General features: G+C 42.9%; 16 protein-coding genes and 1 other annotated feature. Of the genes, 15 read left to right on the plus strand and 1 reads right to left on the minus strand.

All coding sequences use genetic code 11. The features are described from left to right. The first annotated feature begins 7 nt into the window (after positions 1 to 7). Together H605_RS0113065 and H605_RS0113070 are read left to right on the plus strand one after the other, a co-directional pair. The gene (locus H605_RS0113065; protein WP_029054637.1) at positions 8 to 1,087 is read left to right on the plus strand and encodes a branched-chain amino acid aminotransferase; all 1,080 of its coding nucleotides are present in this window, start codon (positions 8 to 10) and stop codon (positions 1,085 to 1,087) included. A gap of 90 nt (positions 1,088 to 1,177) precedes the next feature. Beyond that, positions 1,178 to 1,978, plus strand: a complete 801-nt coding sequence (locus H605_RS0113070) for a DUF6612 family protein (protein ID WP_029054638.1) — start codon at positions 1,178 to 1,180, stop codon at positions 1,976 to 1,978. Positions 1,979 to 2,044: 66 nt separating this feature from the next. Here H605_RS0113070 and H605_RS0113075 read toward each other — a convergent pair whose 3' ends face one another. Further along, complete coding sequence (locus H605_RS0113075; RefSeq protein ID WP_029054639.1) at positions 2,045 to 3,340, minus strand: replication-associated recombination protein A; 1,296 nt, start codon at positions 3,338 to 3,340, stop codon at positions 2,045 to 2,047. A gap of 126 nt (positions 3,341 to 3,466) precedes the next feature. On the opposite strand from H605_RS0113075, the gene cymR reads away from it, so the two are divergent. The 13 genes from cymR to greA all read left to right on the plus strand — a co-directional run bounded on the left by cymR (position 3,467) and on the right by greA (position 16,692). Then, entirely contained in the window at positions 3,467 to 3,886 is a 420-nt protein-coding gene (gene cymR, locus H605_RS0113080) for a cysteine metabolism transcriptional regulator CymR (protein WP_029054640.1), read from the plus strand. Between the two features lie 12 nt (positions 3,887 to 3,898). Then, positions 3,899 to 5,047 carry a cysteine desulfurase family protein gene (locus H605_RS0113085; RefSeq protein ID WP_029054641.1) on the plus strand — a complete coding sequence of 383 codons (1,149 nt, stop codon included), beginning with the start codon at positions 3,899 to 3,901 and terminating at the stop codon, positions 5,045 to 5,047. A 21-nt stretch (positions 5,048 to 5,068) separates the two neighbouring features. Next, positions 5,069 to 6,187 (plus strand): tRNA 2-thiouridine(34) synthase MnmA, encoded by a 1,119-nt coding sequence (gene mnmA, locus H605_RS0113090; RefSeq protein WP_029054642.1) that lies wholly within the window; start codon positions 5,069 to 5,071, stop codon positions 6,185 to 6,187. A gap of 12 nt (positions 6,188 to 6,199) precedes the next feature. Further along, positions 6,200 to 6,865, plus strand: a complete 666-nt coding sequence (locus H605_RS0113095) for a tetratricopeptide repeat protein (RefSeq protein ID WP_029054643.1) — start codon at positions 6,200 to 6,202, stop codon at positions 6,863 to 6,865. A 32-nt stretch (positions 6,866 to 6,897) separates the two neighbouring features. Next, positions 6,898 to 9,324, plus strand: coding sequence for an SF1B family DNA helicase RecD2 (gene recD2 / locus H605_RS0113100; protein WP_029054644.1), 2,427 nt, complete (start codon positions 6,898 to 6,900; stop codon positions 9,322 to 9,324). Positions 9,325 to 9,363: 39 nt separating this feature from the next. After that, positions 9,364 to 9,570: a binding site (T-box leader), on the plus strand. A gap of 42 nt (positions 9,571 to 9,612) precedes the next feature. Next, positions 9,613 to 12,246, plus strand: coding sequence for an alanine--tRNA ligase (gene alaS, locus H605_RS0113105; RefSeq protein WP_029054645.1), 2,634 nt, complete (start codon positions 9,613 to 9,615; stop codon positions 12,244 to 12,246). 205 nt (positions 12,247 to 12,451) lie between these two features. Further along, positions 12,452 to 12,724 (plus strand): IreB family regulatory phosphoprotein, encoded by a 273-nt coding sequence (locus H605_RS0113110; protein ID WP_029054646.1) that lies wholly within the window; start codon positions 12,452 to 12,454, stop codon positions 12,722 to 12,724. Further along, positions 12,721 to 13,140, plus strand: a complete 420-nt coding sequence (gene ruvX, locus H605_RS0113115; protein ID WP_029054647.1) for a Holliday junction resolvase RuvX — start codon at positions 12,721 to 12,723, stop codon at positions 13,138 to 13,140. The genes H605_RS0113110 and ruvX overlap by 4 nt, the downstream gene beginning before the upstream one ends. A gap of 13 nt (positions 13,141 to 13,153) precedes the next feature. Next, positions 13,154 to 13,441, plus strand: a complete 288-nt coding sequence (locus H605_RS0113120) for a DUF1292 domain-containing protein (protein ID WP_029054648.1) — start codon at positions 13,154 to 13,156, stop codon at positions 13,439 to 13,441. Between the two features lie 52 nt (positions 13,442 to 13,493). Beyond that, complete coding sequence (gene mltG / locus H605_RS0113125; RefSeq protein WP_051210591.1) at positions 13,494 to 14,672, plus strand: endolytic transglycosylase MltG; 1,179 nt, start codon at positions 13,494 to 13,496, stop codon at positions 14,670 to 14,672. A gap of 23 nt (positions 14,673 to 14,695) precedes the next feature. Beyond that, entirely contained in the window at positions 14,696 to 15,334 is a 639-nt protein-coding gene (locus H605_RS0113130) for an O-methyltransferase (protein ID WP_029054650.1), read from the plus strand. A gap of 26 nt (positions 15,335 to 15,360) precedes the next feature. Then, positions 15,361 to 15,996, plus strand: coding sequence for a uridine kinase (gene udk, locus H605_RS0113135; RefSeq protein ID WP_029054651.1), 636 nt, complete (start codon positions 15,361 to 15,363; stop codon positions 15,994 to 15,996). A 219-nt stretch (positions 15,997 to 16,215) separates the two neighbouring features. After that, complete coding sequence (greA, locus tag H605_RS0113140) at positions 16,216 to 16,692, plus strand: transcription elongation factor GreA (RefSeq protein WP_029054652.1); 477 nt, start codon at positions 16,216 to 16,218, stop codon at positions 16,690 to 16,692. Positions 16,693 to 16,694 lie beyond the last annotated feature (2 nt).

The raw sequence follows: 16,694 nt of genomic DNA on the forward strand, positions 1-16,694 counted from the left end.
TTTACTTATGTCAACTGAAAAACATATTTTACACTATGAAACTTCCGCACCAAAAGACAAGCCGGCAGCGGATGATCCACTCGCTTTCGGGACAATTTTTACTGATCACATGTTTGTGATGGATTATACAGATGGAACTGGATGGCATGATCCTCGTATTGAGCCGTACAAGCCGTTTCTTCTGGATCCAGCCGCTATCGTGTTACATTATGGACAAACTGTTTTCGAAGGATTAAAAGCTTATTTAAATGAAGACAAGGAAGTTGTTTTATTCCGACCAGAGGAAAACATGAAACGTTTAAATCGTTCAAATGATAGATTATGCATGCCGATGTTCGATGAAAAATTCGTATTAAGTGCGCTAAAAGAATTGATTTCTCTAGATAAAGACTGGATTCCGGATAGAGAGGGGACTTCCCTTTACGTTCGTCCATTCATTTTCGCGACACAGCCTTATTTAGGTGTCGCCCCTTCTAAAACGTACCGACTCATGATCATTTTGTCTCCGGTAGGTCCGTATTATAAAGAAGGAGTCAATCCTGTTAAAATTGCAGTTGAATCACAGTATGTCCGTGCCGCAGTAGGTGGTACAGGCTCTGCGAAAACAGCCGGTAACTATGCAGGCGCAATGAAAGCTCAAGAAGTGGCGGAAGCGGAAGGGTATTCGCAAGTTCTATGGCTGGATGCAAAAGAACATCGCTATATCGAAGAAGTGGGAGCGATGAATGTATTCTTCAAAATCAATGGAGAAATTATTACCCCAAGCCTCAATGGTAGTATTTTGGAAGGCATCACCCGTAAGTCGGTGATCGAATTATTAATAGATTGGGATATTCCAATTACTGAACGTAAAGTTTCCATCGATGAAATTATGGAAGCTAACCGGGCAGGTACATTGGAAGAAGCATTCGGCACAGGTACGGCCGCTGTTATTTCTCCAATAGGTGAACTATTCTATGATGGCGAGAAATGCGAGATCAATCATAATGAAATCGGTGAGCTGTCATTGAAGTTATATGAGACAATCACAGGCATCCAAACAGGTAAAGTGGAAGATCCATATAACTGGGTCGTGCCGGTAGACTAATTTCCCTCATAAATCAGGTGGAATGGTTCGTGACAACTGCGTTGCTGTGAAGTACACTGTTAATAGTTTTGATTGAAGGGGAGTTTCCTGATGAACAAAAGTTTGATCGTTCTATTCCTGGCAGTACTGCTATTTACAGTGACAGGATGCGGAAAAACGTCTTCTGCCCCGTCGAGTGCGGAAGATTTATTGAAGAAAGCGGAACAAGCGATGAATGAATTGGAATCTGTCCATGCCAATATCGCGTACGACGAAAGTAGCGTCACATCCGATCCTGCAAAACGTACAAGTAAAAATGTACAAGTTCAGGCGGATATTGAACAGAATCCACTGAAGGTTTCAGAGGAGGTCGTCTGGAAAATTCCAAAACAAGGCGCGAAAAATATTCAGCTATTACGCCAAGGTAACCAATTGGCTATGCAAGAGACATTCGAAGAAGAAAAGAGCGAATGGCAAAAGCTGACAGAAGAGCAACGCGCGGAATTACTTGACGTGTGGGTGCCGTTCGTCTCTCCTGTTATGGACTTGTCGCTGTTAGAACCTTTCGTGCATGATGCAGAAATAGAAAAGATTGATTACGGCTATGCCATACAGTTTTCTTTATCACCTGCTGATTATCGTCAATTGATGGAAGTGGTTTCAGTGAATAGCCCACAACCAGAAAAATTTGTTCATACGCATGGTGGATTTCCAGTAGTGGAGAAGCTAGATGTAGAGCTGACGGTAAATGAGAAGACGATGTTTGTGACGGGCATGAAGATGTCAGCAAATGTTACGAGTTATTTTGGACGGGATTATATCCGTTATAAACAGAAGCTCGATGCAAAGTATAGTTATTTTAATGATATCGATGCGATTTCCACACCGAAAGATGCGGAGATGTTCGAGTAATAGGAAAAAATCCACGCTGACCTACTACAGGTTGGCGTGGGTTTTTTTGGATATCTAGCTACATTTCTAACGTGGATTCTTTTTCCCTTTGAATGATTGAAGCCGTTGGTGAATGGCAGCCATTCTTGTTTCTTCACCTGCTTCTACAGGGGTGTAGAACTTAGAGTGTACTAGGCTGTCAGGCAAGTATTGTTGGTCTGTCCAACCGCCGAATGTGCCAACGGGTGTTGCGTGTGGGTAGACGTAGCCCCCATGACCGAGGGCAGCGGATCCGCTGTAGTGTGTGTCACGTAAATGCATCGGGATTTCGCCAGTTGGCTTTTCATGCAATGTTTTGGTGGCCGCATCGATCGCTTTATAAGCGGAGTTTGATTTGGAAGCCAGACACATCTCGATAATAGCCGTGGCAAGTGGAATACGTGCCTCTGGCATACCGAGACGCTGTGCGGCATCCGTGGCTGCGAGAACACGGCTTCCGACATCTGGCGCTGCCAGTCCAATATCTTCATAACTCATGACGAGCATGCGTCTTGTAACTGCAGTTAAATCCCCAATTTCGAGTAATTGGGCCAAATAATAAAGCGCCGCATCGACATCACTTCCGCGGACACTTTTTTGTAAAGCGGATAATAGATTAAAATGATGCGAGCCCTTTTTATCACCTAGTAAACTAATCCTAGTTAATAATTGAGTGAGCAATGCATCTTCAACAATAATCTTGCCGTCCTCTTCATCACTTGCAGCAAGTAATGATTCGAGGAACGTTAAAGCTTTTCGCGCATCCCCATTGACGCCTTCTGAAATTTTCTCCAGTTGCTCAGTAGTGATTTCGATCGTTTCCTTACCAAGTCCTTTTTTCTCGTCTTTCAACGTGCGCTCGAGTAATTCCAGTAAATCTTTTGGTTGCAATCGTTTCAATTGGACAATTTCCCCACAACGTGAACGAATAGCGGGATTGACGTCGTGGAATGGATTTTCCGTTGTCGCGCCGATCAAAACGATCGAACCGCTTTCTACGTGAGGAAGCAGCGTATCCTGTTGCAATTTATTGAAACGATGGATTTCATCTAAAAATAGCAACACTTTACCTGTCATCCGTGCTTCCTTTACTACATCTTCTACATCTTTCTTGCCTGCCACAGTAGCATTTAGCGCAATGAAAGGTAGTTTTGATGTACCCGCAATTGCGTATGCTAGAGACGTTTTTCCGATTCCTGGTTCACCATATAATAAAAGAGACGGGACATGCCCGTTCTTGATCATCCGATATAAGGGAGTATTATTGCCGATGACGTGCTCTTGTCCGATCACTTCATCAATCGTCTCGGGCCGCATGCGAAAGGCCAAAGGTTCATTATGCATGTACATCCTCCTAGCGTACGTTTGTTCCTTCATTATACCGTAAAACATTAGTGAAGTCATTTGCAAGAACCAGTGATACAATTATGCTATACTGATTTCAGCAATTTTAGTAAAGGACGATGCCCAATGAAAATATCCACTAAAGGACGATACGGACTGACAGTAATAGTAGAATTAGGACGAAAATATGGAGAGGGTCCTGTACCTTTGCGTAAAATCGCAGAAGAGCAAAACCTCTCTGAAGCATATCTGGAACAACTCATCCCACCTCTACGCAACAGCGGAATGGTGAAGAGTGTTCGCGGGGCCTACGGTGGCTATAAACTCGCAAAAGATCCTTCTGAAATTATGGCAGGAGACGTAATCCGTTTGCTTGAAGGGCCGATCCAATTAGTCGAAGGACTTGATGACGATGATATCCCGCAACGCGAACTATGGAAACGAATCGGAGACGCCATCCGAGGGGTATTAGATCATACGACGATCAAAGATTTAATTGAATTTGAAGATACGTCCACTGCTGATGAATACATGTTCTATATTTAAAGGAGTTTAGTGATGAAACCAGCTATATATTTAGATTATGCCGCTACGACACCGATGAATCCAGCTGTACTGGAGCGATTCACCACTGCGCTGCAAGATACATATGGTAATCCTTCAAGTACGCATCAATTTGGTCGCCACGCAAAAAAAGTGCTGGAAGATGCCCGCAAAACGCTAGCATCCTCAATCAATGCGTCACCCAATGAAATCATTGTTACTTCTGGAGGGACAGAAGCGGATAATTTGGCGATTTTTGGGTACGTACAGTCGTTGAAAACAGAAGGAAAACACATTATTACAACGAAAATCGAACATCATGCGGTGTTAAACCCGTGTAAACAACTGGAGTCACAAGGCTATAAAGTGACATATCTTTCCCCTAACAAGCATGGGGTCATTACAGCAGAACAAGTTCAAGCTGCGTTAACGGATGAAACTATTTTAGTATCCATCATGTACGGCAATAATGAAGTAGGAACCATCCAACCGATTGCAGAAATCGGTCGGTTGCTCTCTACACATCCGTGCGCCTTCCACACAGACGCTGTGCAAGCTTACGGTAGTTGTTCACTTGACGTTGAAGAACTGCAAGTCGATTTACTGTCAGTTTCGGCGCATAAACTGAATGGTCCTAAAGGAATTGGCTTCCTTTATCAGCGAAATGGCAAGTTACTGTCGAGCCAAGTACTCGGAGGTTCACAAGAGAAACAGCGACGTGCAGGTACTGAAAATGTGCCAGCAATAGTTGCGTTTGCAGAAGCGGTCTCTATTGCCGAGCAATCCAAACAAGAAAAGAAAACAGCCTATTCTACGTATAAACAAAAAATGGTGGAAGTCTTTGAAAAACATCAAATCGATTTCCTGCCTACCATTCCCGATACAGTAGCATCTTTACCGCATATTTATCATGTATCGTTTCCCGGCACCGATGTGGAGACATTTTTGATGAGTTTAGATTTAGAAGGGGTAGCCGTATCTAGTGGTTCTGCTTGTACGGCAGGATCATTTGAACCGTCACATGTCGTAACGGCCATGTTTGGTACAGAATCAGATAAAGCTAGAAACTCGATCCGTATCAGTTTCGGCTATGACTTGGATGAATCTATTATAGAAGAAGCAGCTAATCGAATTGCGAATGTAGTCAAACGACTAGTGAAATGAATTAAGTAAAGGATGAACAATATGACAACAAAAAAAGCACCTGCTGATACACGTGTAGTCATTGGAATGTCAGGCGGAGTGGACTCTTCGGTTGCGGCATTACTCTTAAAACAGCAAGGCTATGAAGTGATTGGAATCTTTATGAAAAACTGGGATGACACGGACGAATCCGGACATTGTACTGCGACAGAAGATTTTGAAGACGTACGCAGCGTATGTGATCAGATCGGCATCCCTTATTACTCAGTTAATTTTGAAAAACAATATTGGGATAAAGTATTCACGTATTTCTTGGATGAATACAAAAAAGGTCGCACACCGAATCCAGATGTAATGTGTAATAAAGAAATCAAATTCAAAGCATTTCTCGAGCACGCCAAAAGTCTAGGTGCCGATTATTTGGCGACCGGACATTATGCGCAAGTCGTAGAGCGTGAAAATGGTGTAGCGATGCTCCGTGGTGTAGACAATAATAAAGATCAAACGTATTTCTTGAATCAATTGACACAAGAACAACTTCAGCAAGTGATGTTCCCTCTAGGTCATATGGAGAAAAGCGAAGTTCGAGAAGTCGCGGAACAAGCGGGACTGGCAACAGCGAAGAAAAAAGATTCAACAGGGATCTGTTTCATCGGTGAGCGCAATTTCAAAGAATTCCTTGGGGAGTACTTACCTGCGCGTCCAGGCGAGATGCAGACGATGGCCGGAGTGAAGATGGGCAAGCATGACGGACTCATGTACCACACAATTGGGCAACGTCATGGTCTAGGGATTGGTGGAGCAGGAGAACCTTGGTTTGCGGTCGGTAAAGACTTAGAGCGCAATGTGTTACTAGTTGAACAAGGCTTCTATCATGACACACTGTTCTCAACGAGTTTACAAGCAACGGATATGAATATTTGTTCACCGAAAGAATTACCGGAGACGTTTACGTGTACAGCTAAATTCCGTTATCGTCAGCCCGATACTAAAGTAACTGTGCAGTTATCTGGTGACGAAGCAATTGTGACGTTTGATGAACCTGTTCGTGCAGTTACGCCAGGACAAGCTGTCGTGCTGTATGACGGTGATGAGTGCCTAGGTGGCGGAACAATCAATGAAGTATTTAAAGACGGCAAGAAACTGACATACGTAGGATAAGGAGGCAACAGCATGTCGATTCATCAAGATGCGATTAAAGAAATGCAAGAAGGCAATTATGAAAAAGCAATTGAGCTTTTCATGAAAGCAGTAGAAGAAAACCCGGAAGAGCCTACAGGGTATATTAATATTGGAAATATTTTTGCGTCACTTGGAGATGCGGAGCAGGCGGAACCATTTTTCCAAAAAGCGTTGACGCTTGACGAAAATGCAGGAACCGCTTTTTACGGACTGGCAAATCTGTATTACAATCAAGAACGCTTTGAAGAAGCAGCGAAGTTATATGAAAAAGCGATCCATACAGGATTGGACTCTGCCGATGCATATTTCATGCTCGGTAAAAGTATGGAACAAGCAGGTAATGACCGTTTAGCATTGCCATATTTGCAGCGTGCCGTTGAAATAAATTCTGACGATCAAGAAATTGCATTGTCCTATGGAATTTTACTAGCGAAGCTCGAGCTATTTAAAGAGGCGAAGCCTGTATTTGAATCGATCTTGGCGGTAGCTCCGGATCATGCGGATAGCCATTATAATTTGGGGGTTTTATATGCAGTATCAACGGAAGACAAAGCAAGTGCACTGTCACACTTAGAACAAGCATTCACTGCAGAACCTGACCATACACAGGCACGTTATTTATTCGATATGATCAAGCTTGGTGAACAAGGCGAGTAATACATCAGCTAAAAAAGGAGGGAGCCCTAGCGATGAGTGAAACAGCACCATATATAATCGGCAGACCGGTCGTGACGATTTTTCATAATACGACGAATCTATTTTCCATAGTCAAGCTAAAAGTCACTTCCACCAATACCGATTACCGCGACAGTGAAATAGTGATCAAAGGGTCATTCCCTCCTTTAGTTGCGGAAGAAGATTACAAATTTACGGGTCGACTAGTCAACCATCCGGTACATGGACAGCAGTTCGATGTGCAGACGTTCTCGAAAGAGTTACCTGCGACAGAAGCGGGTCTGATTCATTACTTATCCGGTGATTTGTTTCCTGGAATAGGGAAGAAAACAGCAACTGACATTGTCAAGACACTCGGCAATAACGTCATCCAGAAAGTTCTCGAAGACCGCAGCGTACTGGACCAAATTCCGCGTTTGAGTGACGAACGAAAAGATACGCTTGTTTCGGTCTTGCAGGAGAATCTAGGTCTTGAGCGTACAATGGTGCAACTGAATGAATGGGGCTTTGGTCCGCAAGTGGCTATGCGAATATATCAAGCCTATCAAGATGACGCCATCACGATTCTGACGGAAAATCCATACCGTTTAATCAAGGAAATCGAAGGAATCGGCTTTCAACGTGCAGATGATCTGGCAAAGCAACTCGGGCTCGTAGGAGATCATCCCGCGCGTATAAAGGCAGCTGTTTATTACAGCGTACATAATGAAGTACAGTCAGCAGGGCATGTCTACGTGGAGTCAGAGGTAATCTTGCCGCAAGCAAAACAGTTACTTGAATCAAGTCAGGCACATATCATCTCGTACGAATCGATCACACAAGCAGTGATTGAACTCGTCGAAGAAGGCACACTGTCTGCCGAAATGCAGCGTCTCTACTTGCCCTCTCTTTATTTCTCGGAAATCGGTATTGCCGCTAAAGTGAATAAAATTCTCGAAAATGAAGTCGCTGAACAATTTCCTGCTTCTGAAATTAGAAAAGCTATCGGTGAAATTGAGGAGCGTTTGGAAGTGCAATATGCTGAAACGCAAGTAGAGGCCATCGAACGTGCTCTTCATTCTTCATTGCTTGTGCTAACAGGTGGACCAGGAACAGGGAAAACAACTGTGATTAGAGGCTTAGTTGAGGCGTATGCAGAACTGCATGGCATTTCACTAGACCTTGAAGAATATGCACGCAAAAAAGAACCCTTCCCGATTATTTTGGCAGCACCTACCGGGCGCGCAGCGAAGCGGATGTCCGAATCGACTGGACTACCCGCCATGACGATTCATCGTCTACTCGGATTTACAGGTCAGGAAACCGAAGAAGAGACGGAACGCGAAGTGGATGGCAATCTCATTATCATTGATGAAACATCCATGGTAGATACTTGGCTCATGCATCAGCTGTTAAAAGCTGTCCGCAACGACGCACAGTTATTATTCGTTGGAGACCAAGATCAACTACCTTCCGTTGGACCCGGACAAGTGTTGCATGACTTCATGCAGTCGGGAAAAATCCCAGTTGTTGAACTGACCGATATTTTCCGACAAAGTGAAGGCTCCACAATCATTGAAATGGCACATATGATCAAGCAAAAAGAATGGACGATGGATGTCACGAGGAAGACGTCTGATCGCTCATTTATTAAAGCATCGAGTGATCAAATTTTGCCTGTGGTTAAACAAATTGTTCAAAATGCAACGTCAAAAGGACATTCAATTAAAGACATCCAAGTGCTGGCACCGATGTATAAAGGTCCAGCAGGCATAGATGGCTTGAATAAAATGATTCAAGAAGTGACGAATCCGCCTGCTGAGGGAAGAAAAGAAATGGTCTTCGGTGAAACGATATATCGCATTGGAGATAAAGTGCTACAACTCGTCAATCAACCGGAAAGCAATGTCTTTAACGGGGATATGGGAGAAGTCGTCGCGATCATGTTAGCGAAAGAAACTACAGACAAAAAAGCGATCATGGTGGTTTCATACGACGGCAATGAAGTGCAGTATGAGCGAAGCGATTTGAATCAGCTGACACTTGCGTATTGTTGTTCTATCCATAAATCCCAAGGTAGTGAATTTCCGATTGTCGTCATGCCGATCGTCAGAAGTCAGCGGAAAATGTTGCGTCGTAATCTACTGTACACAGGGATTACACGAGCGAAGAACTTCTTAATACTGTGCGGTGAAGCGGAAGAATTTAAAGCGGGGATTGCACGCACTGACGAAACAGAGCGACAGACGACGCTACAAGAACGCATAACGGGAGAAGCACAAGAAGTTCAGACAACACAACTTGAGGAAACGATTACGCGCAATACAGCACCTGCAAAAGTGACGGTTGAACCACGAGATACGTCTCCGGCAAAGTTAACGATGGACAATTTTACTGGAATTGATCCGCTCGTTGGCATGAACAACGTGTCACCATTCGACTTTCTTGAATTGACTGATTGACAAAGCGAAAGAACTTTCCTATAATTCGTTTAGAAATAATGAAAAACGTTGAAGGAACAAGTACCTGTTTATTCTGTGTCATAGAAAAGAGCTTCTTGGCTGAAAAAGCTCTCTCAGATCTACAGCGAACGCTATTCCGAAGTTGCAGGCTAATCCCTGCCGTCTTGCCGCGTTAAGGCAACTCGAGATACCGCGTCATGCGGTAATTAGGGTGGTACCGCGATCAATAAAACCTTCGCCCCTTTATACAAGGGGTGGAGTTTTTTTAATTTTAGGAGGAGCAAAACGATGAGAAAACTTACGGCATCTGAAATTCGCCAAATGTTTTTAGACTATTTTAAAGAGTACGGGCATACTGTAGAACCATCAGCTGCATTAGTACCAGTTGATGACGCATCACTACTATGGATCAACAGTGGAGTCGCTACACTGAAGAAATATTTTGATGGACGAGTGATTCCTGAAAACCCGCGGATTGCGAATGCACAAAAATCGATCCGCACAAACGATATTGAAAATGTCGGCTATACAGCGCGTCACCATACGTTCTTTGAAATGCTCGGCAACTTTTCTATTGGTGATTATTTCAAAGAAGAAGCCATTATTCGTGCGTGGGATTTCCTGACAAATGAACAATGGATTGGTTTTGATCCAGAACGCTTGTCCATTACGATCCATCCGGAAGATGAAGAGGCGTACGCAATCTGGAAAGATCAGATCGGTATTCCGGAAGAGCGTATCATTCGTCTTGAAGGAAACTTCTGGGATATCGGTGAAGGTCCAAGTGGTCCGAACTCCGAAATCTTCTACGATCGTGGACCAACTTACGGTGACAATTTCTCAGATCCTGAATTATATCCAGGTGGAGAAAACGAACGCTATTTGGAAATTTGGAACTTAGTATTCTCTGAGTTCAATCATAATCCTGATCACACGTACACACCGCTACCGAAGAAAAACATCGATACAGGAATGGGTCTTGAGCGCATGGCATCCGTTATCCAGGATGTGCCTACGAACTTCGATACAGACTTGTTCTTACCGATCATTGAAGCAGTTGAAAACGTGTCAGGCAGAAAATACGGTGAAACTACGCAAGCAGACACGGCGTTTAAAGTAATTTCGGATCACATCCGCACGGTAGCATTCGCTATTGGAGACGGGGCACTTCCTTCCAATGAAGGCCGGGGCTATGTTCTACGCCGTCTATTAAGAAGAGCAGTTCGTTTCGCGAAGCAATTAGGCATTGATAAGCCGTTTATGTACATGCTGGTGCCAATTGTTGGAGATATCATGAAAGACTTCTACCCTGAAGTTCATGACAAACAGGCATTCATTATGAAAGTTGTGAAAAACGAGGAAGATCGTTTCCACGAAACATTGCATGACGGTATGGCGATTCTAACGACAATCATTGAAAAGGCAAAAGCTTCAGACTTGCCAATCGTTTCAGGCAGTGACGCGTTCAAGCTTTATGATACATACGGCTTCCCGTTTGAACTGACAGAGGAATTTGCTCTTGAAGAAAACGTGGCAGTCGATCGTATCGGGTTTGACGAAGAAATGGCTGCGCAACGAAACCGTGCACGTGCTGCGCGTGCCACATCCGACTCCATGCATGTGCAATCGGGTGTTCTTGGTGAAATTCATGAAGCAAGTGAATTCATTGGGTATGGTCAACTAGAAACAACTGCAATCGTCAATGTCCTTGTTCAAGACGGTGAACGTATCGCGCATGCATCTGAAGGAGAAACGGTACAACTTATGTTGGATCAGACTCCGTTCTATGCAGAAAGTGGCGGTCAAGTAGCGGATAAAGGAACGATCTTCAATGAATCGTTCACAGCGGAAGTTCGCGACGTCAAAAAAGCGCCTAATGGACAGAACTTGCATACGGTCTTCATCAGTTCAGGTGAATTGAATGAAGGCGTATCAGTTAACGTAAAAGTGGACGAGTTCTCACGCAATTTGACAGTAAAAAATCACACAGCTACACACTTGTTGCACAAAGCGTTGAAAGATGTTCTTGGTGAACATGTCAATCAAGCAGGTTCATATGTTGGACCGGATCGTCTTCGCTTTGACTTCTCTCATTTTGGACAAGTTACAAAAGAAGAGCTCGAGCGTATCGAATTCCAGGTCAATGAACAAATTTGGGCAGGCACTCCTGTCAATACGATCATTTCACCCATTGCAGAAGCAAAAGAAATGGGTGCGATGGCATTGTTCGGTGAAAAATACGGCGATATTGTTCGCGTGGTCAAAGTCGGTGACTACTCTGTAGAGCTTTGTGGAGGTTGTCACGTACGCAACACGTCTGACATCAACGTATTCAAAATCGTTTCAGAAGGCGGCATTGGAGCGGGCACACGACGTATTGAGGCCTTCACGGGTGGACAAGCATTCCGTTCATTTAAAGAAGATCAAGCGATCATCGATGAAATAGCAGCAACTGCAAAAGCGACTCCAAAAACAGTCGTGACGAAAGTCGAATCGATTCTCGCTGACTTTAAAGAACTTCAACGCGAAAATGAATCACTGCAAGCGAAGATGGGCAACAGCCAATTGGCAAGTGTCATGGAAACGGCTCAGCAGATCGAAGACGTTACAGTTATTTCTGCAACTGTAGAAGTGAAAGACAATAACGGTTTACGTCAATTGATTGATGAAATGAAACAAAAAACTTCCAAAGGCGTCATTGTACTTGGTACAGTAACGGATGGGAAAGTAATGCTGGCGGCTGGTGTTACCGATGACTTAAAAGGTGGCAACTACCACGCAGGTAAAATCGTCAACCATGTTGCGTCACTTTGTGGCGGAAAAGGCGGTGGACGCCCTGACATGGCGATGGCAGGAGCGAAAGATGCGTCAAAACTTGATGATGCGCTTCAATCCGTGTATGATTATGTAAAATCTGTTTAACCATTATGTAGAGCGATGAATCATAAAATATAGATACATGTAACTAGTTAGTTTTCATTTGGATGCCTAAAGTATATGCCCAGATGTAAGAGTCAGACTAGAAGCGAATATGAACGGCGGTTGATCCACCAATCTATGTACTATGTATATCATGACGGTAGATCGTTATAGACATAAATGGAAATCGGAAAGCGGGGTGTCGAGTATGAATTCGTCCGATGAAACGATGAAGTTTAACTTTCCTGAAGAGTCAATGGAGGAAGAAGTCAAAACAGTCATGCTCCACGTTTACAAATCATTAGAAGAAAAAGGTTACAATCCAATTAACCAGATGGTCGGCTATTTATTATCTGGAGATCCAGCCTACATTCCACGACACGAAGACGCACGCAGTCTGATCCGGAAATTGGAGCGAGACGAAATTCTAGAAGAATTAGTTAAGTTCTATATCCGAGAAAACAGAGGGAAGACAGAATGAGAATTATGGGATTGGATGTTGGCACGAAAACCGTAGGCATCGCGATCAGCGATAGTCTCGGTTGGACAGCCCAAGGAATTGAAACGATCAAAATTGATGAAGCGGTAGGTTCTTTCGGGATGAAACGAGTTAAACAGCTGACAGAAGAATACGACGTGACGGAGTTTGTCGTCGGGTACCCTAAGAATATGAATAATACGATTGGTCCCCGTGGAGAAGCATCCGAACAGTACGCAGAGAAATTACGCGAAAAGTTCGGTTTGCCTGTCGTATTATGGGATGAGCGATTAACTACTATGGCTGCTGAACGCGTTTTGATTGAAGCGGATGTCAGCCGTAAAAAACGCAAATCCGTCATAGATAAAATGGCAGCTGTTATGATTTTACAAGGCTATTTGGATTCACAAAAAAACTAGAGGTGATTAAACAATGGAACACGGACAAGAAACAATGACAATCGTAGATGAGAACGGCGAAGAGCACGTATGTGAGGTAATTTTAACATTTGATTCAAAAGAATATGAAAGATCATATGTACTTTACCATATTTTAGATGGCGAAGAGAGAGACGATGACGAGGAAGTTGAAATCCATGCATCTGCATTCATTCCGACTGAAGAAGGACAAGATGGCGGATCACTTCTTGAAATCGAATCTGATGAAGAATGGGATATGATCGAAGAAGTATTGAACACATTCCTTGAAGAAGAAGAGTAAGCGATAATATCATGTGACGGGCGGAATGGTGCTGACCGTTCCGTCTTTTTTAATGGAGTTATCTATAGCGGAAGAAGAGGTGAGGCTTGTGGCAAAAGAGCCCCAGAGAAAAAAAGATGTCATGTTTGAACGTATGTTAGAACAGAAGGAAGAAGTGAGAACCGTTAGAAAAATAGTGTTTTGGATTGTGGCGGTCGTGTTGGTTGTAGGGATAGTAGGAGGTTTTTCGGTCTATACATACATAAAAAGTGCGTTAGAGCCTGTTGATCCGGACTCGGAAAAAATTATAGAAGTAGAAATTCCGATCGGTTCAGGTTTGGATATGATTTCGGAAAAACTGCAAGAGTCGGGTATTATCAAAAATGCGCGGATTTTCAAATACTATGCAAAAGTAAACAATGAAGCAGATTTTCAGGCTGGAACGTATGGATTAACGCAGTCTATGACACCAGATGAATTGATTAAGAGCCTGAAAACAGGTGTAGTCTATCGCACACCGGCATTTACACTTACGATTCCGGAAGGGTTAACGATAGATCAGATTGCAGAAAGAACAAGTGAAAAGACGACGATTACGAAAGAACAGTTTATGGAATACGTGACGAATGAACAAGTCATTCAAGAATATATAGCCAAGTACCCAGAAGTCATAACAAAAGAAATTCTTAATGAGAATATACGTTATGCACTAGAAGGTTATTTATTCCCTGCTACTTATCCATTCTTTGAAGAAAAACCTACAGTTAAAGAAGTGGTCGATACGATGGTGGATGCCACTGTGCAAAACGTCATACCGTATAAAGCGTATTGGGCAGAGAAAGACAAAAATCGTTCAGTTCATAAAATGCTGACATTTGCTTCCTTGTTAGAAAAAGAAGCAACTGGCCAATCGGATCGCGAAACGATTGCGAGCGTCTTCAATAACCGTATTGAACAAGATATGCCATTACAGACAGATCCAACCGTTTTATATGCACTAGGGGAACATAAAGCCCGCGTCATGAATGAGGATTTGAAAGTGGAAAATGTCTATAATACGTACAAGAATAAAGGATTACCGCCAGGTCCCATTGCGAATGCTGGAACTGCTTCTCTCCAGGCAACAGTAGAACCATCCAATACTGGATACTTGTTCTTCCTGGCAGATAAAGATGGCGTTAATCACTTTGCTAAAACATATGAAGAACATTTGAAAAACAAAGCAAAGTATATCGACAGTCAACATAAATAATACGTCGTAAAGGGGAAGTAAATATGACGGACTACAATACGTACATTAGCCGCTTTGTAGAAGAAAAAGAGCCACTCATCGTGGAGATGGAGCACTACGCTGCAGAGCATCGTGTGCCCATCATGGACGATACAGGCTTGTATACGTTGATCGGGCTGCTGCAAATTCAGCAGCCGAAACGTATTCTTGAAATAGGAAGCGCAATTGGCTATTCAGCTATTCGATTAGCGAGAGCTTTTCCTAAAGCCGTCATTTATACAGTCGAGCGTGACGCAGAACGGTTTGAAAAAGCAGTCGAATATATTGAGCGCAGTGGACTGCAAGAGCGTATTAGTATCATTCATGATGACGCACTCGAGTTAGACGAAACCAAGTTACCACAAGAACCATTTGATACACTGTTCATCGATGCAGCCAAAGGGCAATATCGAAAGTTTTTCGACAAATATAGCCCGCTTGTCGGTTCTTCAGGTGTAATCTATTGTGATAATATGTTTATGCATGGTATGGTGCTGTTGGAAGATGCAGACATACCAAAACGCAACCGGACAATGATCCGAAACTTGCAACAATTCACGAGCTGGGCGATGCAGAATGATCACTATGAAACGTCCCTTGTACCAATAGGTGACGGCATTTTAATAGCTGTGAAAAAGTACTAAACAGTAGGCTACAAAGGGGAATCGCTGTGAAGAAAAAACCTGTCGTAATAGGTATTACTGGTGGTTCAGGCTCCGGTAAGACAAGTGTCACAAAAAAGATACACGAGGTATTCCAAGGTCATTCGGTCGTAGTCATTGAACAAGACGATTACTATAAAGACCAATCACATTTAGTGTTTGAAGAAAGATTAAAAACGAATTATGATCATCCATTAGCATTCGATACCGACCTACTGATTCAACATATCCGGCAGCTGATCAACAGACAGTCAATCGAAAAGCCAACATACGATTACACATTGCATACACGTTCAGCTGAAAAAGTAACTGTAGATTCACAAGATGTCATCATTCTTGAAGGAATTCTCGTGTTGGAAGATGAACGATTGCGAGATCTTATGGATATCAAGCTGTTTGTTGATACGGATTCTGATATTCGTATAATTCGTCGAATTTTACGAGATATTCATGATCGTGGACGTACAGTAGATTCTGTTGTCGAGCAATACGTAACGGTTGTGCGCCCGATGCATAACCAATTTATTGAACCGACAAAAAAGTATGCTGATATAATCATTCCAGAAGGCGGCGAGAATGCGGTCGCCATCGATTTGATGGTCACGAAGATAAAAACAATTCTTGCTTCTGTCGACGAAGTATAATATGATGATGACATAATTTTAAATTAATTTAGCATTCGCCGGTCTTTCTATAGAAAAACTAGGATGCACGCAAGATAAGCAAGGGCTTTTTTTCGTTCAGATTACAATAATGAACGGAAAAGAGTATAGTCAAAACTAAAATAGTTCTGCTATGTCACATAATTGAAGTTAGTGTGACATAGTATTTTTTATGAACAGACATTTGAGGAGTGTTATTACATGGTTTCAGAAAAGAAATTTCCAATGACGGCTGCAGGTAAAGCGAAGTTAGAAGAAGAGCTAGAGCAATTGAAAACGGTTAAACGTGTGGAAGTAGTAGAACGCATTAAAATCGCACGTAGCTACGGTGACTTATCGGAAAACTCCGAGTACGATTCAGCGAAAGAGGATCAGGCATTTGTTGAAGGAAAGATTTCTTCTATTGAAGGAATGATTCGTAATGCGGTCATTATTACTGAAGATGAATTGAATACGGATGAAGTGCAATTAGGCAAGACAGTTACTTTTAAAGAAATTCCTGATGGTGAAGAAGAGACGTATACGATTGTTGGTTCCGCTGAAGCCAATCCTATGGAAGGTATGATCTCGAACGACTCGCCAATTGCGAAAGCATTAATTGGTCGGAAAAAAGATGATAAAGTAAAGATCCAGACTCCCGGCGGTGAAATGTCAGTAGAAATACTCGAGATAAAGTGACA

Source organism: Sporosarcina ureae DSM 2281, from assembly GCF_000425545.1.
Taxonomy (GTDB): Bacteria; Bacillota; Bacilli; order Bacillales_A; family Planococcaceae; genus Sporosarcina; species Sporosarcina ureae.